We start from the raw sequence: 25,833 nt of genomic DNA, 5'->3' as shown, positions 1-25,833 counted from the left end.
CCCCGTCTCCTTCCTTGCCGATAGATTGCATAGGATCACCTCATACGGAAAGACTATACGGGATGATGGGAGGCGAATGAACATGACACAGCTGGAGAACGCAGGCTCGCCGCAGGAGAAACTGCCGGACTCTCTGTCCGCTTTTATAGAGGGAATACAAGTCCGTCTAGGCACAAGTACAGATATCATCTACCGATTCATTACACTCGGACCCTCGTCTGTAGTGGTTGTATATATTGAAGGAATGGCTGATCCGCAGGCTCTGATGAAGGCCATTCATGAAGACGCGGGCCAGTTCAATGAGTTCAGTGAACCGCAGCCGGAGCGCTGCTTGAAGCTGCTGCAAGACAGAACACTCTCCCTCGGCAAGGTTGGAGGGATTACTAATTATACAGAGGTAGAGACGGAGCTGCTGGCCGGTAACTCGGTCATCTATATCGATGGAAGCACGCATGCGTTATCTGCCGGTACAGAAGCGCTGAAGCAGCGTTCAGTGGAAGACGCGGTATCCCAATCTGTAGTAAGAGGGCCGCGTGAAGGCTTCACCGAATCCCTGCGGGAGAACACGGCGCTGATCCGCCGGCGTATCCAGAACCCCAAGCTGCGTATTGAACAGCGGAAGCTTGGAGAGCAGACCCAGACCAATGTCGCAGTGATGTATATTGAAGGCAATGCCGATCCCGAAGTGCTGCAGGAGCTGCGCAGGCGGCTGGATGCCGCTAAGCTCGACAGTGTGCTGGAGAGTAACTATATCGAGGAGATGATTCAGGACCAGCGCTACAGCCCCTTTCCGACTGTCTATAATACGGAGCGGCCGGATTCGGCCGCATCCGCACTGCTGGAAGGCCGGATCGCCATTCTGGTGGAGGGCACCCCGTTTATCCTGGTGGTTCCAGCGCTATTAGTGCAGTTCTTCCAGTCCAGTGAGGATTATTACCAGCGGAGTGATTTTGCCACTCTGGTCCGGATGCTCCGCTTCTTTTGCTTTGCCATCGCACTGTTGACTCCCTCCTTCTATATAGCGATCACTACCTTCCACCAGGAGATGATTCCGACCACCCTGCTGATCAGTCTGATCGGGCAGCGCGAGGGGATTCCTTTTCCGGCCTTCCTTGAAGCCTTCATCATGGAGATTACCTTCGAGATTCTGCGCGAGGCCGGCATCCGTCTGCCCAAGTCGATCGGCCAGTCGGTGTCCATCGTCGGAACGCTGGTGATTGGTCAAGCGGCGGTCGATGCAGGACTTGTCTCGGCGGCCATGGTTATTGTCGTATCCATTACAGCCATCGCCAATTTCACCTTGCCTGCCTTCAATGTGGGAATTTCCGTGCGGATGCTGCGGTTTGTCCTGATGGTTATTGCCGCTTCCTTCGGTCTATTCGGAATCATCATTGCCTTGATTATTCTGGGATTGCATCTGTGCAGCCTTGAATCTATGGGCATCCCTTACATGACCTCTTTTGCCCCCATGCGCCGGCAGAGCCAGAAAGATACGTTCATCCGCTTATCCCGGCGCACCATGAAGAAGTATTTTGGGCAGAATTAGCAGGGCGACATGAACTCTCTTCAACGAAAGGACTGCTGGCCATGTGGAGAAAATTCCTGTGTATCCTTCTGATCATCAGCCTTACCTTGCTCACCGGATGCTGGAGCCGCAAAGAGCTGAATGATCTGGCGCTCGTCATGGCGCTCGGCATTGATCTCGATCCGGGCGGCTATGCCGTCACTGTTCAGGTGATGAATCCCGGGGAGGCGGGCAACCAGAAGGGCGGCAGCTCCGGGGGGGTGCCTGTGGTGACTTATCAGGCCATTGGCAGAACTGTTCCCGATGCGTTGCAGCGTATGTTGAGCATGACTCCGCGTATGCTCTATCTGGCCCACATCCGCGTGTTAGTCATCGGAGAGGCCTTGGCCCGCAGGGGAGTCAGCGATGTGCTGGACTTCATCTCTCGCAACCATGAGCTGCGTACGGATTTCTTCCTGCTGGTGGCGAAGGAATCCAGGGCCTCCAAGATACTGGAAATCATCACCCCATTCGAGCATATTCCGGCGAACTCCCTGTATTCTTCGATTCTGGTCTCGCATAAAAAATGGGCAGCCACAGGGAAAGTGACTCTCCAGCAGTTCATTACCGAGCTGGAGCGCGGCGGCTCCAACCCGGTGATGTCCGGTGTGCAACTGAATGGAGACAGGCAGAATGGAGGGTCCGTGAATAATGTGGATACGATCAGCCCGAAGACCATGATCGAGCATGCGGGAATCGCAGTGTTCAAAAAAGACAAGCTGGTTGGCTGGCTGGACGAACCTGGCAGCAAAACGGTCAATTATGTCCTGGATGAAGTAGACTCCACAGTTAGCAATGAACACAGTCCCGGAGGCGGGCTTGCAGGCTTCATAATAACCCGTTCAGACAGCAATCTGGATGTCCGGCTAGATGCACAGGGCAAGCCTGAATTTACGGTAAGGCTAAATATTGAAGCCAATCTCACCACGATTCAAGGCAAGCTTAATCTGAATAATCCGGCCAGCATCGAAGATATTCAGAGGAATCTGGAGCAGGATTATGACCTCAGCCTCACGCAAAATATCCGGGAGGTCCAGCAGAAATACGGCGCTGACATCTTCGGGTTCGGCGAAGCCCTGCACCGGAAGTATCCCCGTCTGTGGCGAACGTACCGCGAGAATTGGGAGGACAGCTTCAGAACCGTCAAGGTAAAAGTACGCTCCAAGATAGTGATTCAGCGCATCGGTTCGATCATCCAACCCTTGAAACAGGAGATAGAGGAAAAATGACTTGGAATCTGATTCTGCTGTTCTTTCTGTTACTGGTATTGATCCTGAAGACACCTGCCGTAATTAGGCTACGGTCACTGCGGGATGCAGCCGCCTTCTATAGTCTCTGGAGTCTTACGGTTGCGGCAACCTTACTGGACATGGCAGACTTGCCTCAGTTCAGGCCGCTCGACTGGGTACGCAGTATCATGCAGCTTCTGTCCTGAAATAACTTTCATGAGCGAGGGAGTGAACCACCTGTGAAGAATCGTTCGGGTATTTCCTTACGGCAGTTCTATATCATGACCTTCGGACTCACCATCGGAACCTCCATTCTGATCATCCCAAGCGGATTAGCACATACTGCAAGAGAAGATGCCTGGGTCGCTGCTCTTTGCAGCCTCCTGATTAATCTGATTATGGTCATCCTGTATCTCGCGGTTGCCCGCCTGTATCCCGGCAGAGATCTCTATGAAATACTCGAAGCGGGTTTCGGCAAATGGGTTGGCAAAATTGTCTCGCTACTGTATCTGTTCTATTTCATGATTCTCACCGGTACGCTGCTGGGCGACCTCGGCTTCTTCATCACCAGTGAGATTCTGCCCGAAACACCAATTGAAGCGGTCCAGATTATCTTCCTGATCGCTGCCATAGTGAGTGTCAGTTCAGGGGTTGTTGTATTTGCCAGAGTATGCGAATTATTATTCCCCTGGGTGCTGTTCCTGTTCCTGATTCTGGTGCTGGCCCTGATTCCCAAAATCGAATGGAATCATATCAAGCCGGTCCTGGAAGGGGGGTTACCTCCTATCCTCCTTGGCGGCTATCAATCCGCTGTATTTCAGGAACTCATCGTGCTGATGACCTTCCTGCCACTCGTCAGGAAGCCAAAAAGCGGGGAGCGGGCCTTTCTGCTGGGCACGTTCACAGGCGGCATGGTCCTTAGCATCATCGTGCTGCTCAGCTTGCTCATTCTTGGGATTGAACAGACGGAGAACAGCACCTTCCCCGCCTATGCACTGGCCAAAACGATCAATATCGGAAATATTCTGCAGCGGGTCGAAGGCATTCTGATCACCATTTGGGTACTGACCTTTTTCATCAAAATCTCGTTGCTCTACTTCTCCATTCTGAAGGGGCTTCAATCCGTCTTCCATCTGCGGAAGCAGGACTATCTCATCTATCCTCTGGCTGTATTGTTCATCATCATCGCTTGGAATACTTATATCAATACCGTTTATGTTAATGAAATCATTGCAAAAGTATGGGGGAATTTCGCGTTCATCTTCTTGGTGATTCTTCCCTTACTGCTCTATATGCTAACTTTGTTGAAGAAAACTATACGTAAGATTCGCATGAAAAAGCGCCCCGGTGCAAACGTCTGATCGGACAGACTTCTGCAGCGGGGCACTTCAGGTACATGGACATAATTATAATTAGGACAGGGTTCGTAACGAACGGGGTGTTCTGTTAATTCCCGTTCTCCGAATTGCTGAGCGCAGCGGCTGGAGCCAGTCCGGCATGACTACGGCCGGGAATCTCGCCAGTCGCCTCAAAATGCTCCACAATAATGTCAATCTCCTTCTTCAGCTCGGAGACCAGCTCCGCCTCAGGCACCTTGCGGATCATCTTGCCGTAACGGAACAACAGCCCTTCTCCGCGCGCACCGGCGATGCCGATGTCCGCTTCTCTGGCTTCCCCCGGACCATTCACCGCGCAGCCGAGGACGGATACCTTAATCGGCACCTTCAGCTTGGAGATGTACTCCTCCACTTCGTTCGCAATCGAGAAGAGGTCAATATCCAGGCGTCCGCAGGTCGGGCAGGAGATCAGAGTTGCCGCATTCGAGATCAGACCGAAGGTCTTCAGCAGCTCACGGGCCACCTTCACTTCCTCTACCGGATCAGCACTCAGGGAGATCCGCACTGTACTGCCGATGCCCATGGAGAGCAGCGCGCCGATCCCGGCGGAGCTCTTCACTGTTCCGGCGAACAGAGTACCGGACTCGGTAATCCCCAGATGCAGCGGATAAGGAATGACCTCCGCTGCCTTGCGGTAGGCTTCGATGGCCATTGGCACATCGGACGCCTTCAGCGATACGATAATATCGTGGAAGTCCAGCTCCTCCAGAATGCCGATATGGTACAAGGCACTCTCAACCATCGCCTCCGGTGTAGGATAACCGTATTTCTCCAGCAGGTGATTCTCCAGTGAACCGGCGTTAACCCCGATACGGATCGGTATCCCCTTCTCCTTACAGGCCTTAACAACAGCTTCCACCTTATCACGGCGTCCGATATTGCCGGGATTGATCCGCACCTTGTCGATGCCGTTCTCAATCGCCAGCAGGGCCAGCTTGTAATTGAAATGAATATCCGCTACGAGCGGGATATGAATCTGCTTCTTGATTTCCTTAATCGCTGCTGCCGCTTCTTCATTGTTGACCGTTACGCGCACTAGCTGACAGCCGGCTTCCTCCAGCCGCAGAATCTCGGCCACGGTTGCCTCCACATCAGCGGTCTTGGTCGTACACATGCTTTGGATGGCAACCTCGTTGTTACCCCCGATAATCACTCCGCCAACATTGACGGGACGGGTCTGGTGTCTCAGGAACATGGTTTTCTCCCCCATAACGATCAAAGCTCCACCCTCCCCGCCCCCGCAGGTCATGCGGGGTGTGCGGGAGAAAGTGGAGACCCTGAGCTGTATTGTTAAGCCGTGTCAGGCCCGGTTATTTAAGCCTGGCTTACGCGCTTTCTTCTTTTTTCTTATCCTTCTTGAGACTAAGCTCCGGCAGGGACTTCTCCTTAACAACCTCCTCGGTAATGACACAATCCTTAATGTCATCCCGTGAAGGCACCTCGTACATCACATCAAGCATAATGCTCTCGATGATGGCACGCAGTCCGCGGGCACCGGTGTTGCGCTTGATCGCTTCCTTCGCAATCGCTTCAAGAGCAAGCGGTTCGAACTTCAGAGCTACATTATCCATCTCCAGCAGCTTCACATACTGCTTCACGAGCGCATTCTTAGGCTCGGAGAGAATACGTACCAGGGTGCTCTCATCAAGCGGCTCCAAGGTCGAGATCACCGGCAGACGGCCGACGAACTCTGGGATAAGACCGAACTTCAGCAGATCCTCAGGCAATACCATGGACAGGTATTCACCGGCCTTGAGGTCCTTCTGTCCTTCAACCGCAGCGTTGAAGCCGATGACTTTTTTGCCGATACGGCGCTTGATCATCTGCTCCAGGCCGTCGAAGGCACCGCCCACGATGAACAGAATGTTCGTAGTATCGATCTGAATGAATTCCTGATGCGGATGCTTGCGTCCGCCTTGCGGCGGAACTGAAGCGACTGTACCTTCCAGAATCTTCAGCAGCGCCTGCTGAACGCCTTCACCGGATACGTCACGGGTAATGGACGGGTTCTCGGATTTACGCGCTACCTTGTCAATTTCGTCTATATAGATAATGCCGCGTTCGGCTTTCTCCACATCATAATCAGCCGCTTGAATCAGCTTCAGGAGAATGTTCTCAACGTCTTCACCCACATAACCGGCTTCCGTAAGGGAAGTGGCATCTGCAATGGCAAAAGGCACGTTGATGATCTTCGCCATCGTCTGCGCCAGCAGGGTCTTACCGGAGCCTGTAGGTCCGAGCAGCAGAATGTTGCTCTTCGTCAGCTCCACATCTTCAATCTTGCTCTGGCTGTTCACACGCTTGTAGTGATTGTATACAGCAACGGAGAGCGATTTCTTCGCTTGCTCCTGGCCGATAACGTATTGATCCAAGATATCACGGATTTCCTTCGGTTTCGGAATATCCTTCATATCCAGCTCTTCTTCGTGGCCCAGCTCCTCTTCCACAATCTCCGTGCACAGCTCGATGCATTCGTCACATATATAAACGCCAGGTCCCGCTACGAGCTTACGAACCTGCTCTTGTGATTTCCCGCAAAAGGAACATTTCAATTGTCCTTTTTCATCGTTAAATTTAAACATCTTACCACCCCTTTAAGATATGATCGGTGAAGAGAGTACCTGGTCAATGAGCCCGTATTCCTTCGCTTCTTCCGCGCTCATGAAGTTATCGCGGTCTGTATCCCGTTCGATTTTGTCAAGGGGCTGACCTGTGCGCTCTACATAAATCTGATTCAGCTTCGCCTTGGTCTTGAGAATCCAGTCGGTATGAATCCAGATGTCGGACGCCTGCCCCTGAACGCCGCCAAGCGGCTGATGAATCATGACCTCGCTGTTGGTCAGCGCATATCTCTTGCCGGGCGCTCCGGCTGTCAGGAGCAATGATCCCATACTGGCTGCCATCCCTACGCAAATCGTTGAAACATCCGGTTTGATATATTGCATCGTATCATATATACCCATGCCGGCTGTGACAGAACCACCGGGCGAGTTGAGGTACAAGTGAATGTCTTTTTCGGGGTCATCTGCTGCCAGGAACAGCAACTGCGCAATAACCAGATTGGCGACATCATCGTCAATCGCACTGCTCAGGAAGATGATGCGATCCTTGAGCAATCTGGAATAGATATCGTATGAGCGTTCTCCCCGGCTTGTCGTTTCCACAACCATTGGTACCAGACTCATGCCACCAACCTCTTTTCTCTATACAGATTAGTCTTTCCGTTTCAGAAATATTTTAACACGTTCAAAGCGGGATGTCATTTATTCACTGTGCCCCTAAACCGCATTGCTCATGTGCATGCCATTATAACGCAATTCCACGGACAATGCCAATCGACGGATTCATGATATGTACTACCAAACGCCAGCCCCCCCGATAAAAATAAGGCACGTAACAAAAACTTACGTGCCTTATCAAATCTCTATGGAGGCTAATGGATAGCCGTTCTAGGTAAAGGATTGAAGCTTACTCAGCCTTTGCTTCTTCTGCTGCCGCTTCTTCTGCAGGTGCTGCCGGAGCTTCAACTTCCACGCTGTTGCTAACGAGGAATTCGATGGTCTTGCGCAGGGAGATCTCATCGTTCAGGCTGCTCAGGGAACCGTTGGCTGCCAGAATGCTGCGGATCTCTTCAGGAGTACGCTTGTAAGCTTCAGCCATAGTAGCCAGCTCTTGCGTAACTTCTTCTTCCGACACTTCGATCTTCTCTTCCTTGGCAATAACTTCCAGAACAAGGTTGTTACGAACGCGCTTCTCAGCATCGCCCTTCATTTGTCCCTGCAGGTCTTCACGAGTCTGGCCCGAGAAGCTGAGGAACATATCCATGTTCATGCCCTGCTGGCGGAGACGGGTATCGAAGTCACGAACCATGTTCTCCACTTCGCTGGCGATCATGGCTTCAGGAATTTCCACTTCAGCATTAGCTGCTGCTGCGTCGACTACCGCGGATTCACGAACGCTCTTCAGCTCTTCCTGCTTACGGGATTCGAGCTGTGCTTTCAGGTCTGCTTTGTATTCTTCCAGTGTGTCGAATTCACTAACATCCTTGGCGAATTCATCATCCAGCTCAGGAAGCTGTTTGCGCTTAATTTCGTGCAGCTTCACTTTGAATACAGCAGCTTTGCCTGCGAGTTCAGCAGCGTGGTAAGTCTCAGGGAAGGTTACTTCAACATCCTTGAAGTCTCCAGTGGACATGCCCACTACCTGCTCTTCGAATCCTGGAATGAAGGAATTGCTGCCCAGCTCCAGGGAATGACGCTCAGCCTGTCCGCCTTCGAATGGAACGCCGTCAACGGAACCGTCAAAATCAATTACTGTGATGTCGCCGTTCGCTGCTGCTCCTTCTTCAATGACAACAAGCTCAGCGTGACGCTCTTGCAGACGCTTCAGTTCAGCATCCAGCTCTTCGTCAGTAACTTCTGCCTTCTGTACTGGAACTTCCAGACCTTTGTACTCGCCCAGCTTCACTTCTGGCTTAACTGTGATCTTCGCTTTGAAGATGAACGGCTGGCCTTTGGCGAATTGCTCGATGTCCACTTCAGGACGGTCTACAGGGAAGATGTCAGTCTGTTCAACGGCTTCGCCGTAAGCTTCAGGAAGAAGAATGTCGATAGCATCCTGATACAGGCTTTCAACACCGAAACGGGATTCAAAAATCGGCCGCGGTACTTTACCTTTACGGAATCCAGGTACGTTTGCTTTCTTTACCACTTTATTAAAGGCTTTGTCGAGTGCTGCAGCTACGCGGTCTGCTTCTACTTCGACTTCAAGAACTCCGAGGTTCTTCTCTATCTTTTCCCAAGTTGCTTTCATAATATACTTTTCCCTCCAAAAATAGGTTACATGTTTACTTAAATAGTCCAACATTTCACGCACAGAATAACCACTATATTATATACAACATTACTTTATTTATCAAGTAGAGAACTCTTCACGAATCCCCTGAGCGAACGGTAGGCCCCCTCAAATTGGAAGCGCATGCTATCGGTGATGCCGTACATCCCCCGTGTTTCCTCTTCTTTGCGGTTCCCGTTCAGGCTCTCCGACACCATCTGGTGCAGGGCCCCCGCCCAAATATCCAGCTCCGAATACTCCCCGTCCAGCAGCTTGCGGTAATCCGCCGTCCCGTAGATGGACATGACGAACTGCCCCCACAGCTCCTGGGCAAAATAATACAGCGTCGGCTCATGCACCTCCGCCTGCTCTGCCACCCGTTCCAGCACCTGGCTGATCTGCGGCGGGAATTCGTCGTTCTGCAGCGGCACGGTCTCGATCTCCACCTCAGCAGCCTCATGGCCCCGGCTCAGTCTGATTGCCCCCTGAGCCCCTCTGCGCCGCAGCGTCTGCAGCGTGCGGAATTGCAGCAGCGGATGCACCTCCGCCTGCTGCAGCCAGCCGGTCAGCGCTTCATCCACCCCGCTCCCCTCCAGGTAGGAGAGCTGCTCCAGCGCCAGCACGGTCGCTTCAGACAGCGGTTCGTTCATCACCCGCTTCAGCAGCTTATCCGGGTACTCCGCATCCTCCTCCAGCTTGGATCTGGCCAGAATCCGGGCCATGTCCTCTTCCCCCAGATCCATATCCTCCGCATCTGGGGCATCGTCCCCGTCACCGCCCTGCGCCGCGTAGGGGAAGGCCGCCGCCAGCCATTCCAGCAGCGACCGCCATTCCTCGTAGTGCCGCTCTTCCTGTCCCTGGCACTGCAGCAAAAAACGCAACAGCTCCATCGCTTCCCCGTAACGTTCATTCTCCAGCATAACTGTGAGCTGAATCTGGTAGTAATCCAGGGTCTTGGGAAACAGCACGATGTTCTCTTTGGCGGGGGAATTGAATTGATTCATGAGGGCACCTCCTTTTCTCCGAACTGTAATCGCTTCTGAACCTTAATCAATTGTAGATTATAGCATATCCCTGCCCGGTTTCAAAAAAACAAGTTGAAAAAGTTAACTATGTATGATAACATAATTTTTGCTTGCTTTTCAGTCAGTCTTCATGTCCCGGTAGCTCAGTTGGATAGAGCATGCGCCTTCTAAGCGCACGGTCGGGGGTTCGAATCCCTTCCGGGACGTCATAGAAACAGCCTTCCTTCGGGAAGGCTGTTTTGTCGTCCGGGAGGATGAGAACCCAAGGCGCCAGCCGGGGACGTTGGAGCATACGCTTCGTTAGCACTACTTCGCAATCAGCCGAATTTTGGCTGTATCCCTTCCGGGACGTCATAGAAACAGCCTTCCTTCGGGAGGGCTGTTTTGTCGTCCGGGGGGGATGAGAACCCAGCGCGTCAGCGAGGGGACGTTGGAGCATACGCTTCGTTAGCACTACTTCGCAATCAGCCCGAATGGGCTGTATCCCTTCCGGGACGTCATAGAAACAGCCTTCCTTCGGGAGGGCTGTTTTGTCGTCCGGAGGGATGAGAACCCCCCCTTTTTTTGAGTAGGATCAGGGTGAGCACTTGGGTGAACGCTGCGCGAACGGACCGTTGTTACAATCGCTGTGTTTTCCAGATTTTTTTCATTCCCCTAAGCGGTGAAAATCCGGAAACCAAGGCGAACGCTATCGCTTTTCCACAATCGTTCCGTCCTCTCCGCTGTTTGAGCGGGAAATGAACTTCACAGACCCGCCCTCACTCTTTAGTAGTGGAGGAATGAGAACCATGCATGAACTTTGCGGACTGGAGCTCCCTTATTCCGGCGGATCACGCCTGTCCGCAGGGCTATGCGGACTCAGAGGCCGTTAAGTAACCCTTTTCTCCGCTTTTTCTGCTCGAATGCTCAGTTTAACGTCCTCTGAGTCAGTTTAAGACAGAAAAGTTGGTTTTTTCGGCGAATAGCGTACCCTCAGTCCGTGTACATCTGCTGGTGGCTACGTTCTATTTGTTCAACATGAACCGGCTCTAGTCCCACCCATTAAGCGTTAGCACCACAGCATTTCTTGAACTTCTTCCCGCTTCCGCAGGGGCAGGGGTCGTTACGGCCTACTTTTGCCGGGCTTATATAAGTTTTGTCAGTTCCGTTAATTCTGTTATAAGTCCCTATAGGGGCTTTGACTCTAGACATCCGGTCTACTTCTTTCCTGCGCTTGGCCATCCGCGCCTCTTCCGCATCAAGCTTCTTCTTCCACTGCGGCAGTGACGGGTGAGCCGTATCAGAAATTACACAGTAAGCATAGATGGACTCTGTGAGATTCAAGTACCCCTCGTCATAGCCTCCCTCCACCATCGCCTCAACTAGCGGAAGTCCTTTTACCGATCCCAATTGGCAAAGATCATCAGCCAGTTTAGTCGCATTGGTAATATCACGTTCTTCCGGCAATAAGGCGAGCAGCGCCTCCTCGGATTCCGGCAGCTTAATTCTTCCGAATACATCGGCGGCAAATATCCGGAAGAATTCCTGTGAAGCAGAGACATATTGCTCGGTTAACGTCTTGATCACCCCGGCTGTGCCTATTTGAGCCAGCGCGTCAACGGAAGTGGTAGGAAGCAAATCATCATTTGTACCCAAAAAACTGCACAGCACAGGGATAGCCGTCTCCAGCTTCATCTGACCTGCCAGTTGGATTAGATAGTGGACTTCGTAGCTCGGAGAATCCGGGTCGTTATCGCGCAGCTTTTCCAGCACAGTATCAGCGTCCAGACACTGTCTAAGCGCCAGCTCATTCACTAGCTCATCTCCATACACATTATCGAACTCATCCCAGTATTTCCCTAAACACTGCTCCAGAAATAAGCTGAATTCGTCCAACAGCTCCTGGTCTGTCATCTTTGAGAGGCGAATCTTCTGATCAACCTTAATTTTCCATTCCGGAATTTCCTGGACAGACTCCATGAACGGGTCCAATAGCCGAAGATCACAATTCCTCAAAATTCCCAGCACCAGAAATCTTGTATTATAGTGGGTGGAAGGAGATTGGTACCAAGCCAGCAGCTCACGGATCGTTTCCTCGGTCTGCGGGAACTTATAGGCATGAAACAGGTGAACCTCTTCGGTATCCTTGCATTGCTTCAGCTTTTGTAACACAAGCGGCATCAGCGTAGTATCGTGCTCATACAAGAAACTGTCGGCAAAATACCTCAAAGCAGTATTGCTCACAGCCGGCTCCGGATGGAGAATAAAGCTTTTTACTTGTTCGGTATTGAACATTAGCAGGTCCCCCTCTTATTATGTTTTCAAATGAAGCTCCCGCGCGTTCTCGCGAAGCAGCGACATGATAAAGCTGAATTGAGACAGATTGCCCTGAAGCACACGTTCCAAATATGGCACTCTTCCGAAGCGCCACTCTTCTACGAGCTTAGGAGTGATTTTCCCGATCCTCAAGAATACATCCAGGGGACTTACGAAACCCTTCTCCGAAACGATTTCATTGACCACATGGCGTACCTTCGTTCGCAGTTCAAGCCTATTCATGCAAGGACTCCTCCTGATGCCGGCAATCGGGACACTTCTCCGGAAAGTAAATGCCATCTGCCCGGTAGCAGCTAAAATCAAGGTGATCGAATACATACGGATAGCCGCATTCCGCACACTGCAGCAGCACTGGATCGCGCGAACGTACAATCAGTGATTGCGCACGTTCCCGCAGCAGCTCATGCCACTCCATCTCCACCAGCCGTTCGCGCTCATTCAGGTCTGCTATTACCTGCCTGATCTCAGCCTGTACCTTCCTGAACTCTATGGGCTGCCATTGCTGTAAAAAAGGGATGTATTTCCGGTCACCGGAACACAGGATTTTGAACAGGAACATCAGAATCATCCCCCGGTTCCGGTCCTTCAGATACTCCATACTGACCGGCGTGATCCCTTGGTCCAGCCAGTTCTCCCACTCCCGCAGCAGCTCCTCCGTCGCCCTCTCCCGCCGGACGGTCCAGCCGTAGACGGTGAACTCGATCATGGGAAGCTTCCCGGACAACTCGGTCTTCAGGTAACCGGCCTCAATGAGGACGTCCACCTTCTCCATGATCTGCTCCATCGTCAGTTCGCGGAAGAAGCCATAGGCAGGAGTGTGATCCAGGCCGAGTTCAAGCAGCTTCTTCTCCTTCGAGCCCTTCAGGATCTTGGCTAAAAGCGTACGCCCCCCGGCGGCGATAATCTCATCGGCTGCCTGCAGAATGGCTAGCAGCTCCGGCCTCGGCAGTGGTGTATTCAAGGGATACTCGGTCGTCTGCTTCCGGTTCGGCTTACGGCGACTCTTCTTCTGCGTACTCACAGCGTTCTGCCTCCTTGTCCTTATCATGGGCACAGGCTAGTCCAGCCTGCACGTATTTTATAGTCGAATTATACCATATCAGGGCCGGGAAACAGGAAATTTAGAGGTGAGTTTCAGCGCTTCCCGGAGCACTCAGAAGCTCCAACCCCTTCACAGCAAACAGGCTGCCCGCCATGAAACTTCCATAGCAGAGCAGCCTGTTCTTCCAGGATATAGCTCTATTCTCCCGCTTGCATCCCTCTCAACGCCCCCGGCGGCGGTTGCCCAGCCACAGCGGGAAGCGGAACATAAAGTTGATCAGCAGCACGACAAAGACCAGCACGGCGGCAGACTTGTCCGCGATTTGCCGCGCATCCTCGACGATGGCCTCAGACTGCACGTACCACAGATGCACAGCCAGCGTCTCGCCCGGTGAGAAGAGGTTGAAGTCCCACATCTCGCCGGAGGTGCTGAGCCCGGCGGTCAGGATAATGACCGCCGACTCCCCGAAGGCGCGGCCGGCCACCAGGCAGACGCCTGTGACGATGGCCGGAAGGGCTACTGGCACAACCACCTTGCGGATGACATGGAACTTCGTCATGCCGAGGGCGTAGCCGGCTTCTCGGATCTCGCCGGGAACCGCGCGCACCGCTTCCTCTGTGACGCGGGCCAGCATCGGCAGATTCAGCAGCGCCAGGCTGACTCCCCCACCGAGGATCGTTAAGCCAACACCGAAGTACTCGGCGAAGATCGCCAGGCCCAGGAGGCCGAACACGATGGACGGCACCGAGGACAGGGATTCCACGCAGATGCGCAGCGCACCCGTAAAGGCATTATCCGGCGCGTACTCCGCCATATAGATCCCTGCCCCGATCCCGATCGGAACGGAGATCAGGAGCGAGATGAACAGGATATAGAAGGAGTTGAACAGGACGGGACCAATCCCGCCGCCGGGATCGATCTCCTCCGGCTGCTTGAGCAGGAAGTCCAGTCTGAGCGAAGGCAAGCCTTTGCTTAGAATGGTGAACAGCAGCCAGAAGATCAGCAGCATGACCAGTACGCCCAGCGTATAGAAGCCGATGGTCGCCAGTTTATTGCGCCGCTGGGCTCTGGCTGTATGGCGTGTGCGCGTGAATCCGTTCATCAGGCGTCCCTCCGTTTGCGGCCCAGGAGCCGGATAATCAGAATCAGTACAAACGAGATCAGCAGCAGCAGGAAAGCCATCATATGCAGGGAGTAGTTCCAGGTGGAGTCGAACTCCACGTTGGAGATCTGCATCACGATATTACTGGTCAGCACCGAGGTGGGTGCGAACAGGCTTTTTGCCAGCTGCGGCGTATTGCCGATGACCATCACCACCGCCATGGTCTCCCCCACTGCACGGGTCATGCCAAGAATGACCGCCGAGATTATGCCCCGGCTGGCTGCGGGCAGAACGATGCGCATAATGACCTGAAGCCGGGTCGATCCGAGCGCATAGGCAGCGTCACGGTATTTGCGCGGAACCGCCACAATCGCATCATCGCTGATCCGGCAGATGGTCGGCAGCACCATCAATGCCAGCACGAGTGCGGCGGCAAGCAGTCCGTCCCCGAGACCTTCTCCGCTGACTCTGCGCAGGAAGGGCAGCAGCACGGTCAAGCCCAGATAGCCGTATACAATAGAAGGAATACCGACCAGCAGATCAAGCACCGGACGGATGAAGCTCTTCAGCCAATTCGGGGCAATCTCCGCACAGAGCACAGCCATCCCGACCGAGATGGGCACGGCAATGACCAGGGTCAGCGCGGTAAGCGACAATGTATTTACGATGAAGGCGGCGGCGCCGAAGGCCTCCTCTTCCGGCGTCCAGTTGAACGAGAAGAAGAAGTCCTGCGGGGAGATGCGGGTGAAGAGCAGCAGCGCCGTTTTGCCGATGAATACAATAACTAGTCCCAGCACAAGACAGAGCGCAAGGATGCTGAATAAAAAATAATAACGGGAGATGCTGTTGCCCAGCAGATGTCTGCGGTGCCGCTTGGTGTTACGTTTAACTTCCTCTAGGCTTGTCTGTGTCTTTGCTGTCAGGCCATGAACCGGTGCCCCCATACTTTCCCTCCTGTAAGAGGCCAACCCCGTATATCCCGGAGCTGGCCGCTGTTACCTATCCATCTATTGTGCTTGCTTGGTTCAAGAATCTTAGGATTGCATCGCAGAGATTGGAATGAACTTAAGCTTCTTAAGCGAGCCCTGCTGGAACTTCTTGCTCTGTACATATTCGATAAATTCTTTGGTCGCGCCGGTCGGCTGGCCCTTCGTCATGTAGTAGCCGTAAGCCCAGATCTTGTACGAGCCGTTGATTACGTTATCCGTGTTAGCTTCCACACCGTTGAACTTCACAGCCTTGATATCGCCGCCCGTTACATAGACAAGGTCGATGTAGCCGATAGCGTTAGGCGTTGTACCTACAGCAGTTTTCATGTCGCCGCTGGAGCCGGTTTCCTTGTAGTTCTTCTCTTTCTTCACGATATCTCCGCCGCCCAGCGCCTTGGCCTGATAGTTAACGCGGGTCCCGGAGCCGAAGGCACGGGTGATCACTACGATATTCGCGTCCGATCCGCCGACCTCTTTCCAGTTGGTGATTTTACCGGCGTAGATGCCTTTGAGCTGCTCTGTAGTCAGGTTGTCGACTCCGACATTCTTATTAACGATGGTTGCAAAAGGAATCACCGCGACCTTATTCGCTACCTGTCCGTCAAAAGCCTTGAAGCCCGGAACATCAATGCTGGCATCCCAGTCGCAGGCTCCGATATCGGCAATCCCCTTCTTCACGGCCTGCGGTCCAGTCACGGAGCCCTTACCGGAAGCGGCGATCTTCACTTTAGGGTGAAGCTTCTGGAATTCCTTAGCGGCCTGCAGCGTCAGTGGAAGCAGGGCCGTAGAACCGTTAACGGTGATTTTACCCTTGAGGCTGTCCGCTGCTGCGGCTGCCCCTGCAAAGGATGCGGTAACCGCGATCACCGCGGTAAGTGCTGTAACTGTGAATTTTTTGAACATCTTCATGTCTGAATTCTCCTCCCGGCGGTGTGCGCCGATAAATGTTGTAATTAATTAGCAGCTTCCGGTGAGACTGACAATTGCAGCGCTTTGCCGTTCTGAATGACCAGTACCTTGCCGTCGCTGATAATAGCCAGCTTGCTGCCGTCTGCCGATACCGCCACTTCCGATACATCTTCAGCTGTCCGGTACAGTTCAACCGGAGCTGCACTGCCTGCAATAGAGTAAATTACCGTGTTGCCGTCCGCTGTAGTCCCGGAGACAACGAGGCCCGTGCTAACCCCTATGGACCAGTTCGCTTCTGCACCGAGGGCGACATCTGTGCTTTTACCGTCTGCTGTGATCAGCTTCAGCGTGTTAGCGGCATTGCCGTCCGCATCCGCACTCAGGTAGGACACGCTGCCGTTCGCCAGAATCTCAGGATACAGCTTGTTGTCAGGCGTAGTAGTCAAGGCTGCCGGCTTAGCACCTTTGGTCGTAAGATCCAGCTTATAGAGCTGTTCTCCAGCCTTGCTGAAGTCTACGGTAAGTGAATCTTCTGTGCTGTCGGCATCATTCTTCGCGGTACCGGTGATGTTGACGATGTATACTGCACTTTTGCCGTCTGCCGATATGCGAAGCTCCGATTTGTTCTCCACTTTATCTTCAAGCAGAGCCTTGATCTCTCCGGTCTCTACTGAAATCTGTGCCAGCTTCTCCTGCTTGTCGCCCTGGACGAAATAGAGCGTCTTGCCGTCACTGGACCACACGATATCTGTCTTCACGCTGGTGTCCTTGCCGAGCGGACTGATTAAGCCGGTGGACAGGTTGATCAGCTTCAGCTGGCCGGTCTCATCGCTGAATGCGCCCCACTGCTGGTCGGCGGAGACTGCGAAATCCACCGCGCCTTCGCTGGAAGAGAACAGATCATAGTTGCCTGGAGTCTGGGTGAATTTATAGAGCAGGGTGGATTCAGCGTCGCTTCTATTCGCAATCAGGCTGCCGTCAGCGCTCCAGTGAAGGGTATCAAATGAACCGGCGGGCCGGGCAAAGCTCAGAATCGTGTGGGCATCGGCCGCAAGCTCACCGCCAAGCGCCGTAACCAGCTTCGTCAGCTCTACATACGTTTTTCCGTTACGTACAACCGGGGCCACTGTGAATTCCAGGGCTTCGCCATCCACCTGATAGCTTTTCACGCCAGGCTGGAGCTGCACACTATGTAGACCTTTGCTGTCATTCAGCTGGATTCCGCTGCTGCCGTGCACAAGTCCTGCTCCCAGCTCTGCGGCTACCTGGCTCAATGAATAGAGCTTGTATCCGCCGCTGTTAATTGTGCTGAGTGTAACCGGCGTACCGTTGATGCTCCAGGACATGCTGCCCTCTACGGCTGCTGTGTTCACAGCTGCGGCACTTACTTGGCTGCTTGTGGCCAGAACACTAACAGCTCCCCCTGTTACGAGAAGTGCAGAAGCCAGAGCCGCGCCGATCCATTTACTATTCTTCAATTAGATTCACCCTTTTCCTATAGGTAACTGCTAATGTTATTTTCGTCTACGAGTGTCAATTCTGTTGCGCAGGAATGTTATGGAAATATTAACTGTAAAAATAATTACAAGCCCAAACCAAAGAAGACCCGCCCGGGAACCCTCCCGGACCGGCCTATTGTAAATCCTGTGTTAATTCATAATCCACGTCACGATAATCTCGTTCCCGCCGCGCTCTGATTCCGAGGGACTGCCAATAATAGAATACGAATAAGAGCCGTTCACTTTGCCGTTAATCAGCAGGTTATGGCTGTCGACAATCTCTGTACCGAGTTCCAGCTCCTTCTCTCTTACATACTTCTGATATGTAGTTCCAAGAGCGGCCATACTCTCCTTCGTCTGATAGACCAGCATGGAGGATTTCTTCCCCTCTGACTGTTCACCTTGGGTAAAAGTAATGCCTGCCCCTTCGGGAATCGGCAGATCCTCCGGCAAATATTGCCTTGCCTCCGTCTTCTCGTCTGCCAAGGTATGAAACCGTCCGCCACTGCCGGACTTGTCCGCATCGCCGCAGCCGCTAAGTCCAGCCGCAGCCAGCAGAGCTGCCAGAGGAAGGAGCAGCTTATGTCCTGCCATAATTCCACCGCCTTTAGTGAATTGGGTTTCAGGATGCCGGTAACCATAGGATGTCCCTTTTATTACCCGGATCAAGAGCAGGAGTAACGGATAATCCTTACCATTTTATTTACTTTTAAGCAGGGAATCATTAGTATAATGAGTGAGCGCTCACTCATTATTATGGCGAATGGAGGAGATTGGTATGGATGAGGGAAAGCCTGTCATTGCGGTTACTCATGTGAACCGGGCTTTTGGTGATAAAACAGTGTTGAAGGATATTACGCTTCAGGTGAATCAGGCAGAGACCTTCGGAATTCTGGGGCCATCCGGCTCCGGCAAAACCACGCTGGTCAAGCTGCTTACGGGCATAGACGAGGTAACCTCCGGTGAGGTCACCGTGCTGGGGGTGCGGATGCCGAAGCTTGCCATGCTCCAGCAGATCGGATATATGGCCCAGTCGGATGCCTTGTATACGGAGCTTAGCGCCAAGGAGAATCTGGAGTTCTTCGCTGCTCTGTATGGCTTGAAGGGCGGCAACCGCACACGGCGGATCGGGGATGTGATGGAGCTGGTGAACCTGCAGGAGCATCTGCGGAAGCGGGTGGACCAATATTCCGGCGGCATGAAGCGCCGGCTGTCCCTGGCGATTGCCCTGCTGCACGAGCCGCCGCTGCTGCTGCTGGATGAACCGACGGTCGGCATCGATCCGGTGCTGCGCCAGTCTATCTGGAAGGAGCTGAAGGCGCTGAACCGCAAGGGAACGACGATTGTGCTGACCACACATGTGATGGATGAGGCGGAGAAATGTGACCGGCTGGCGATGATCCGGGACGGCGTGCTGCTGGCGGCTGATACCCCGGCCGGACTGCTTCAGGCCACCGGCACCGCCAGCATTGAGGAAGCCTTCCTCTGCTATGGAGGTGTACGCCGATGAGAATCCGGGCGATTACCCTGAGAATTCTGCAGCAGTTCATCCATGACCGGAGAACCATGGCGCTGATGTTCATCGCTCCCCTGCTGGTGCTTAGTCTGATGAGCCTGGTGTTCGGCAGCGATGCTTATGAGCCTAGGATCGGCGTCTCCGGCGGCGCGGCAGTGTTCAGTTCAGCGCTGGAAGCCGAGCAGGCTGAGGTTACCAGCTATGCTGATGAAGCATCCGGGCAGGCCGCCCTGAAGGCGGGAGCCATCGATGCTCTCCTTACAATGAAGGGAGACGCTCCTGCTATTGTCCTTGAGGGCAGCAATCCGGCGGCTAACCGCACTGTGATCATGGCGCTCCAGGAAGCTGCGCAGAGCCTCCGGCCGCAAGCTCCGGGCGGCGGGCAGCTCCAGCCGCAGATCAGCTATCTCTACGGCGCGGAGGATATGAAGACGATCGACCGCTTCGGCCCGATTATGATCGGGGTGTTCGTGTTCTTCTTTGTCTTCCTGATTGCCGGTGTCTCCTTCCTGCGCGAACGGACCACGGGCACACTGGAGCGTCTGCTCTCCACCCCGCTGAAGCGCTGGGAGATCGTCACCGGATATGTGTGCGGCTTCGGCATCTTCACCGTCTTCCAGGCCCTGCTGATCTCCTGGTTCTCCATCCAGGTGCTGGGGATTATGATGACGGGCAGCTTCGGCTACGTGCTGCTGATGACGCTGCTGCTGTCGATGTCGGCGCTGACGCTCGGCACCCTGCTCTCGGCATTCGCCGCCAATGAGCTGCAGATGATCCAGTTTATCCCCCTGGTCATTGTGCCGCAGATCTTCCTGAGCGGATTATTCCCGCTGGATACCCTGCCGCTCTGGCTCCAGCGCATTGGACTCGTCACTCCCATGTACTACGGCTCAGAGGCACTGATGGATATCATGGTACGCGGCAGAGGCTGGAGTGATATCGCCGGGGATGTGTTCATGCTGATCGGCTTCTCCCTCCTATTCATGCTGCTGAATGTACTGGCTCTGCGCAAGCACCGCAGAATGTAAAGGGTGAACAGGCTATGGTACACTAGGAGGAACTGCAAGAGTCTGGAGGTTCTATTGATGGAGAATAACCCTGCTGCCGGTCAGGGGCAGCTGGAGCAAGACCAGTGGGTCCAGGAGCTGCTGGACCTCAGCGAGAAGGAACAGGTCACGCCCAAGCAGCTGTCCATTCTGCGGGCGGCGATTGATGTTTTTGCAGAGAAGGGATTCTCGGCGGCCGCCACTAGTGAGATTGCCCAGAAGGCCGGCGTGGCCGAAGGCACGATCTTCCGTTATTACCGGACCAAAAAAGATCTGCTGCTCGCCATCGTTGTGCCCACCATGAGCCGGATGATCGCCCCGTTCGTGCTGCGCAACTTCAGCGGTGTGCTGGATGTGCCGTTCGAGAGCTACGAAGCCTTCCTTAAGGCCTTCATGGTGAACCGGCTGGAGTTCGTCCGCAGAAATCTCAAGATCGTCAAAATTCTCATTCAGGAGATCCCCTTCCAGCCTGCGCTGAAGGAGCAGCTGACCGAGAATATCTTCGAGCAGGTTCTGGCGCGTGTCACTGCAATTACCGAGCACTTCAAAGCGGAAGGTGAAGTGATTGATGCGCCCACTCCTGCGATTATCCGCTTTACCATCTCCGCGATTGCCGGATACCTGCTGACCCGGCTGGTGCTGATGCCGGAGCAGGACTGGAATGATGAGGCAGAGATTGAACAGACGATAAGCTTCATTCTGCACGGGATCGGCGGGAATGGATAATCTTTAAGTACGATATCCCCCGTGGGGGTGGCTTAGATAGAAGCAATAAAAGGAAGTGAGTATACGTGGGTTATCAGGTGCCGGAACGGGTAATCAAGCTGCTGTGCGGCAATGCTGCTTTTGACCAGGGAGCGGCTTATTATCATGCCCATAAGGTGGATCTTGTCTATACGGAGCATAACGAGGAAGACGAATATTCCAAATACCGCGCTGAGGTCCATGGGCTGGAGAGCCATGAGATCGCGCTGATTATCGACAGTGACGGGGATGTGCAGGGGGAATGCACCTGCCCGGCTTACTATCACGGCGGCCCCTTCTGCAAGCATATTGCGGCGGTGCTGGTGACGGTCCTCTACCGCAGCCGGGCGGCCGGAGCTGAACAGTCTGCAGATATGCTGGCAGATGCAGAGGAGACTTATCCCGCAAGGGACGGCAGTCTGCCGCTCGTGCAAGGCAGCTCCCCCCTCTCCGGGGCAGAGCACAAGGAGCGAAGCGCAGACCGGCAGCTGGTGAGCAGCATGCTCGGAATATTCACCGGAGGGCGGCAGCTGCCAAGCGGTGCCGGCACGTATATCGACCTGCGGACTCCGCTCCAGGTCGAGTTCATCTGCCGGCCCTTCAACATCGGCTACAGCAGCACGATGCTTGGAATCGAAGTGAAGCTGGGCCCCAAGCGCCTCTATATCGCGCAGAAGATCAGACCTTTTCTGGAGCAGGTTCGCCGGGGCGAGCCTTTTGAGTTCACAGCACACTTCAGCTATGATCCCGCCCTGCACAGCTTCTCCAAGGAAGATAATGAGGTCCTGCTGAAGCTGATTGAGATCATGCAGAATGAGAAGGTCTACAACAGCCTCAACAATCCGTATGCTGCCGGCTCCAGCCATCCGGGAAATGACCGGCTGCTGCCGGTGGCCCCTTTTTTCTGGAAGAGTCTGTACCCCCTGCTAGAAGCCGCGCCTGCCGTACGCCTTCAGCATGGACAGCTTCAACTTGACCGCTTGTCGGTCTCGGAGGAGCCGCTGCCGCTTAGCTTCCAATTCGACCAGGCACAGGAGGAGGGCTACCGGCTGGATGTCCGGGGGCTTGAGCAGCTTACGATTCTGGAGAGCTACGGGCTGGTCTTGACCGAAGGCAGGCTACTGAAGCTCCCGGCGCAGGAATGCGGGCGTCTCGCAGAGCTGAAGCGGATGCTCAGCAGCAGCCGGCGGGATAGCCTGGCGATTGCGCCTGAGCAGATGGAGCCCTTCATGGACAGGGTCATACCCGGCCTGAAGAAGCTGGGCAGAGTAAGCATTGCCGACGCCATCGCGGACCGGATCGTCCAGACCCGGCTACACGCCAGACTCTACCTGGACCGGGTAAGGGACCGGCTGCTGGCCGCGCTGGAATTCCAGTACGGCGGAATTGTCATCAATCCGCTGGAGGAGAAGGCGCATGAGCGGAGCAGCGAGGTCATTCTGATGCGGGACGGGGAAGCGGAGCGGCGGATTCTGGACCTGATGGCCCATGAGTCCTTCTCGCGGACGGAGAGCGGATATATCATGCGTGACGAGGACGGGGAATTCGACTTCCTGCACCATACCATCCCGCTGCTGGAGCCGCTGCTTCAGGTCTATGCGACCACTGCAGTCAAGGATCGAGTGCTTACGGAGCATGCAGCGCCCAAGGTCAGCCTGAGCTGGAACGAGAAGACCGACTGGCTGGACTTCAAGTTCGCCATGGAGGGCATCACGGAGAATGACATTACCGAAGTGCTGAAATCCCTCCAGGAAAAGCGTAAATATCACCGGCTCAAGGACGGAGCCCTGCTCCCGCTGGATACCGCTGAGTTCCAGGAAATTATCGCGCTGATGAACGAGCTGGGCGTGCGCAGCGTGGATATCCGAAGTACGGAGTTCTCCCTGCCGCTGGTCCGCGCCCTCCATCTCCATGCAGGCACCTTCCAGGGGCAGACTATCGAGACCGGACGCTCCTTCAGGCGGCTGCTTGCTAATATGGCGAGTCCCGAGAATCTGGACTTCCCAGTGCCGGAGAGTCTGGCTCCCGTGCTGCGGGATTACCAGCAGTACGGCTTCCAGTGGATGAGGACGCTGGCCCATTACCGCTTCGGCGGGATTCTGGCGGACGATATGGGCCTTGGCAAAACATTGCAGAGCATCACCTTCCTCCTCTCTGAGCTGGAGGACATCCGGAAGAGCGGCGTACCTGCGCTGGTGGTTGCCCCTGCTTCCCTGGTCTATAACTGGCTCAATGAGCTGAAGCGCTTCGCCCCGGAGATTAAGGCAGTCATTGCTGACGGCAACTCTAGTGAGCGCAGCCGGACCGTGCGGAACACGGCCGGGCATGATGTCATCATCACCTCGTACCCGCTGCTGCGCAGAGATGTGGATGAGTATGCCAAGCAGTCGTTCCATACGCTCATTCTGGATGAAGCGCAGATGATTAAGAATCACGAGACTCAGACTTCGCAAGCGGTCAGATTGCTTCAGGCCCGCTACCGCTTTGCGCTGACCGGTACGCCTGTGGAGAATGCACTGGAGGACCTGTGGTCGATCTTCAGTGTCGTTTTCCCTGGACTGTTCCCCGGAAAGAAGGCGTTCCATGACCTTCCCCGGGAGACGGTCGCCAGGCGCGCCCGCCCCTTCCTGCTGCGCCGCCTGAAGAGCGATGTGCTGAAGGAGCTGCCGGACAAAATCGAGTCCCTCCAGGCCTCCGAGCTGCTGCCGGAGCAGAAACGGCTCTATGTCGCCTACCTGGCCAGATTGCGCAAAGAAGCGCTTAAGCATCTGGACAGCGACAGCTTCGGGAACGGCCGGCTCAAGGTGCTGGCCGGACTGACCCGGCTGCGCCAGCTGTGCTGCCATCCGGCCCTGTTCGTGGACGGATATACCGGAGGCTCCGGCAAATTCGAGCAGCTGCTGGAGATTATCGACGAATGCCGCAGCTCCGGCAAGCGGATGCTGATCTTCTCGCAGTTCACGCAAATGCTCGGCATGATCAGTCGTGAAATGGCGCTGCTGGGGATTACGCATTTCTATCTCGACGGACAGACCCCGGCCTCCCAGCGGGTTGAGCTGTGCAGCCGCTTCAATGAAGGCGAGCGCGACCTGTTCCTGATCTCGCTGAAGGCGGGCGGTACCGGCCTCAACCTGACCGGCGCCGATACGGTCATTCTCTATGACCTGTGGTGGAACCCTGCGGTCGAACAGCAGGCCGCCGACCGCGCCCACCGGATCGGGCAGAAAAAGATCGTCCAGGTCATCCGCCTGGTAGCCCAGGGTACGGTGGAGGATAAAATGTACGAGCTGCAGCAGAAAAAGAAAAACCTGATTGACGAGGTGATCCAGCCGGGGCAGGAGGCGTTGTCGAGCCTGAGCGAGCATGATATACGTGAAATCCTCTCGATCTGAGTTGAACAACCTGTTGTAGCCCGTTCTGCTCTATTCGCAATATAAACAGGGACCTTCTGAGCGAGTAGCTCTGAAAGGTCCCTGTTTCATTTTACAACTGGCAAGTCCAGAATAATACCCTAACCCTCTATACGTCTGAGCTTAATTTCTCATGCGTCACTACACGGTGTGCATTCACCAGCTGGCCGGTTGATGTCTTGCCCCACACGGATATTCCGAGCTCATCTTCGTCTACTTCTCCAGTGATGAACACAAATTCATAAGCATTCAGATCGGCAAAATAATCCCGGGTTACCACTTGATTCGGAGCAACCTCAATCACCTCACTGACATACAGCGTTCTGGTAGCGCCCAGCACATATCCCTGAATACTAATAGAGGCGCTGCCTGGGGCATTCCGCTTCACTATTCTTACCGTCACCGTCTGCGTAGGTCTGACTCCCGAAACGGCATTGTTCTCTATCGGTCCTGTTGACAAAATCGCCATCCTGTCTCGTCCTCCCTTGAAGTTCTAGTGTCAAAGTACGATATATTCATATTCGGACTTTCCTGTAACGGTGTGGACACAGGCCTGAGCCTATTCACCAATGACCGCAGGCACGCATATTCTTGAATAAGGAAAGACCGCCCATGGGCCGCGCTTTCTGCATACGAACGCCGAACGGAAGAAGGGAGTCCCATGCCCCCTCCTGGAAAAGGAAAGAAGCCCGCCGCCAAAAAAACACCGTCCAGCTCCAAAACCCAGACACCTAAGGGGCTTGAATTTGCTGTAGCTGCACTTCTGTTGACCGGCAAGCTGAAAGTAGACTCCATCCAGATGTACACGGACGCATCCATGTTCGTCAGTCTGGTGGGCAAATATAAAACCTTAAGTGATTTGAGCAATGACAATGTCGATAAGCTGGTCAGCTTCCTCGATGACAACAGCAGCCTTACGCTGAACGAGATCATGACCGCTTTGAAAAAGAAAGCCGAAAACACCTGAACACATTCGCAAGTGAAAGTGAGGGACGGGGCTATGGACAGTTTTGACGGAGAAGGATTTGCCGGCGGACTCCTGCTGGTCATTGTAATAGTGCTGCTGATTTATGGATCAACGGACATCAAGAATCTGACAGGAGCGCCCAATGACGAGTAATTCTTAACCGGAGGACTCCTGCTGCACGGTAATCTGCTCTTGCTTTCTTTCAGAATTTCGCTATACTGATACAAATCCATATTCAATCGATG

Annotated in this window: 24 protein-coding genes, 1 tRNA gene and 1 other annotated feature (1 of these 26 cut by a window edge); of the genes, 11 read left to right on the top strand and 14 right to left on the bottom strand. The window is 54.2% G+C overall.

What is annotated here, in order from left to right:
* Positions 1-76 precede the first annotated feature (76 nt).
* The 4 genes from J2Z70_RS22415 to J2Z70_RS22400 are packed head-to-tail and all read left to right on the top strand — an operon-like array spanning position 77 to position 4,154.
* Positions 77-1,546 carry a spore germination protein gene (locus J2Z70_RS22415; RefSeq protein WP_425355123.1) on the top strand — a complete coding sequence of 490 codons (1,470 nt, stop codon included), beginning with the start codon at positions 77-79 and terminating at the stop codon, positions 1,544-1,546.
* A gap of 41 nt (positions 1,547-1,587) precedes the next feature.
* Positions 1,588-2,793, top strand: a complete 1,206-nt coding sequence (locus J2Z70_RS22410) for a Ger(x)C family spore germination protein (RefSeq protein WP_209876891.1) — start codon at positions 1,588-1,590, stop codon at positions 2,791-2,793.
* Positions 2,790-2,999 carry a hypothetical protein gene (locus J2Z70_RS22405; RefSeq protein WP_209876889.1) on the top strand — a complete coding sequence of 70 codons (210 nt, stop codon included), beginning with the start codon at positions 2,790-2,792 and terminating at the stop codon, positions 2,997-2,999. The genes J2Z70_RS22410 and J2Z70_RS22405 overlap by 4 nt, the downstream gene beginning before the upstream one ends.
* Before the next feature lie 33 nt (positions 3,000-3,032).
* Positions 3,033-4,154, top strand: a complete 1,122-nt coding sequence (locus J2Z70_RS22400; protein ID WP_342593045.1) for a GerAB/ArcD/ProY family transporter — start codon at positions 3,033-3,035, stop codon at positions 4,152-4,154.
* Between the two features lie 85 nt (positions 4,155-4,239).
* Here J2Z70_RS22400 and ispG read toward each other — a convergent pair whose 3' ends face one another.
* The 5 genes from ispG to J2Z70_RS22375 form a co-directional block, all read right to left on the bottom strand.
* Complete coding sequence (gene ispG, locus J2Z70_RS22395) at positions 4,240-5,385, bottom strand: flavodoxin-dependent (E)-4-hydroxy-3-methylbut-2-enyl-diphosphate synthase (RefSeq protein WP_209877026.1); 1,146 nt, start codon at positions 5,383-5,385, stop codon at positions 4,240-4,242.
* Positions 5,386-5,515: 130 nt separating this feature from the next.
* The gene (gene clpX, locus J2Z70_RS22390) at positions 5,516-6,772 is read right to left on the bottom strand and encodes an ATP-dependent Clp protease ATP-binding subunit ClpX (RefSeq protein ID WP_209876883.1); all 1,257 of its coding nucleotides are present in this window, start codon (positions 6,770-6,772) and stop codon (positions 5,516-5,518) included.
* A 12-nt stretch (positions 6,773-6,784) separates the two neighbouring features.
* On the bottom strand, positions 6,785-7,375 hold the full coding sequence (clpP, locus tag J2Z70_RS22385) for an ATP-dependent Clp endopeptidase proteolytic subunit ClpP (protein WP_036726029.1): 591 nt from the start codon (positions 7,373-7,375) through the stop codon (positions 6,785-6,787).
* 283 nt (positions 7,376-7,658) lie between these two features.
* Positions 7,659-9,002, bottom strand: a complete 1,344-nt coding sequence (gene tig, locus J2Z70_RS22380; protein ID WP_036726030.1) for a trigger factor — start codon at positions 9,000-9,002, stop codon at positions 7,659-7,661.
* A gap of 95 nt (positions 9,003-9,097) precedes the next feature.
* Positions 9,098-10,027, bottom strand: a complete 930-nt coding sequence (locus tag J2Z70_RS22375; protein WP_209876881.1) for a hypothetical protein — start codon at positions 10,025-10,027, stop codon at positions 9,098-9,100.
* 153 nt (positions 10,028-10,180) lie between these two features.
* Here J2Z70_RS22375 and J2Z70_RS22370 point away from each other — a divergent pair.
* A tRNA-Arg gene (locus J2Z70_RS22370) sits at positions 10,181-10,254 on the top strand.
* 835 nt (positions 10,255-11,089) lie between these two features.
* Here the strand turns inward: J2Z70_RS22370 and J2Z70_RS33400 are convergent.
* The 8 genes from J2Z70_RS33400 to J2Z70_RS22330 form a co-directional block, all read right to left on the bottom strand.
* Positions 11,090-12,322, bottom strand: coding sequence for an SEC-C metal-binding domain-containing protein (locus J2Z70_RS33400; protein ID WP_245368448.1), 1,233 nt, complete (start codon positions 12,320-12,322; stop codon positions 11,090-11,092).
* An 18-nt stretch (positions 12,323-12,340) separates the two neighbouring features.
* Positions 12,341-12,586, bottom strand: coding sequence for a hypothetical protein (locus J2Z70_RS22360; RefSeq protein WP_209876879.1), 246 nt, complete (start codon positions 12,584-12,586; stop codon positions 12,341-12,343).
* A complete protein-coding gene (locus J2Z70_RS22355) occupies positions 12,579-13,385 on the bottom strand; it encodes an RQC-minor-1 family DNA-binding protein (RefSeq protein ID WP_209876877.1) in 807 nt (268 codons plus the stop codon). The genes J2Z70_RS22360 and J2Z70_RS22355 overlap by 8 nt, the downstream gene beginning before the upstream one ends.
* 241 nt (positions 13,386-13,626) lie before the next feature.
* The gene (gene pstA, locus J2Z70_RS22350; protein ID WP_076086486.1) at positions 13,627-14,508 is read right to left on the bottom strand and encodes a phosphate ABC transporter permease PstA; all 882 of its coding nucleotides are present in this window, start codon (positions 14,506-14,508) and stop codon (positions 13,627-13,629) included.
* Entirely contained in the window at positions 14,508-15,452 is a 945-nt protein-coding gene (gene pstC, locus J2Z70_RS22345; protein ID WP_209876875.1) for a phosphate ABC transporter permease subunit PstC, read from the bottom strand. The genes pstA and pstC overlap by 1 nt, the downstream gene beginning before the upstream one ends.
* Positions 15,453-15,542: 90 nt before the next feature.
* A complete protein-coding gene (locus J2Z70_RS22340) occupies positions 15,543-16,406 on the bottom strand; it encodes a phosphate ABC transporter substrate-binding protein (protein WP_036726036.1) in 864 nt (287 codons plus the stop codon).
* Between the two features lie 44 nt (positions 16,407-16,450).
* Positions 16,451-17,884 carry a stalk domain-containing protein gene (locus J2Z70_RS22335; protein WP_209876873.1) on the bottom strand — a complete coding sequence of 478 codons (1,434 nt, stop codon included), beginning with the start codon at positions 17,882-17,884 and terminating at the stop codon, positions 16,451-16,453.
* A gap of 171 nt (positions 17,885-18,055) precedes the next feature.
* Entirely contained in the window at positions 18,056-18,499 is a 444-nt protein-coding gene (locus J2Z70_RS22330; protein ID WP_209876871.1) for a hypothetical protein, read from the bottom strand.
* Between the two features lie 184 nt (positions 18,500-18,683).
* On the opposite strand from J2Z70_RS22330, the gene J2Z70_RS22325 reads away from it, so the two are divergent.
* From J2Z70_RS22325 to J2Z70_RS22310, 4 genes are all read left to right on the top strand, one after another.
* Complete coding sequence (locus tag J2Z70_RS22325; RefSeq protein WP_036726041.1) at positions 18,684-19,415, top strand: ABC transporter ATP-binding protein; 732 nt, start codon at positions 18,684-18,686, stop codon at positions 19,413-19,415.
* The gene (locus J2Z70_RS22320; RefSeq protein ID WP_209876869.1) at positions 19,412-20,449 is read left to right on the top strand and encodes an ABC transporter permease; all 1,038 of its coding nucleotides are present in this window, start codon (positions 19,412-19,414) and stop codon (positions 20,447-20,449) included. The genes J2Z70_RS22325 and J2Z70_RS22320 overlap by 4 nt, the downstream gene beginning before the upstream one ends.
* 57 nt (positions 20,450-20,506) lie before the next feature.
* Positions 20,507-21,193 carry a TetR/AcrR family transcriptional regulator gene (locus J2Z70_RS22315; RefSeq protein WP_209876867.1) on the top strand — a complete coding sequence of 229 codons (687 nt, stop codon included), beginning with the start codon at positions 20,507-20,509 and terminating at the stop codon, positions 21,191-21,193.
* A 65-nt stretch (positions 21,194-21,258) separates the two neighbouring features.
* Positions 21,259-24,603, top strand: a complete 3,345-nt coding sequence (locus tag J2Z70_RS22310; protein WP_209876865.1) for a DEAD/DEAH box helicase — start codon at positions 21,259-21,261, stop codon at positions 24,601-24,603.
* Positions 24,604-24,730: 127 nt separating this feature from the next.
* On the opposite strand, the gene J2Z70_RS22305 is transcribed toward J2Z70_RS22310, so the two are convergent.
* On the bottom strand, positions 24,731-25,090 hold the full coding sequence (locus tag J2Z70_RS22305) for a hypothetical protein (RefSeq protein WP_209876863.1): 360 nt from the start codon (positions 25,088-25,090) through the stop codon (positions 24,731-24,733).
* Between the two features lie 192 nt (positions 25,091-25,282).
* On the opposite strand from J2Z70_RS22305, the gene J2Z70_RS22300 reads away from it, so the two are divergent.
* Together J2Z70_RS22300 and J2Z70_RS22295 are read left to right on the top strand one after the other, a co-directional pair.
* The gene (locus J2Z70_RS22300) at positions 25,283-25,588 is read left to right on the top strand and encodes a hypothetical protein (RefSeq protein ID WP_209876861.1); all 306 of its coding nucleotides are present in this window, start codon (positions 25,283-25,285) and stop codon (positions 25,586-25,588) included.
* A gap of 12 nt (positions 25,589-25,600) precedes the next feature.
* Complete coding sequence (locus J2Z70_RS22295) at positions 25,601-25,741, top strand: hypothetical protein (protein ID WP_209877049.1); 141 nt, start codon at positions 25,601-25,603, stop codon at positions 25,739-25,741.
* An 80-nt stretch (positions 25,742-25,821) separates the two neighbouring features.
* Positions 25,822-25,833: a binding site (T-box leader), on the top strand; it runs 211 nt beyond the window's last position.

The organism is Paenibacillus silagei (assembly GCF_017874735.1).
GTDB classification, from domain to species: domain Bacteria; phylum Bacillota; class Bacilli; order Paenibacillales; family Paenibacillaceae; genus Paenibacillus_AQ; species Paenibacillus_AQ silagei.
This window is presented reverse-complemented; position numbering and strand designations above follow the sequence as displayed.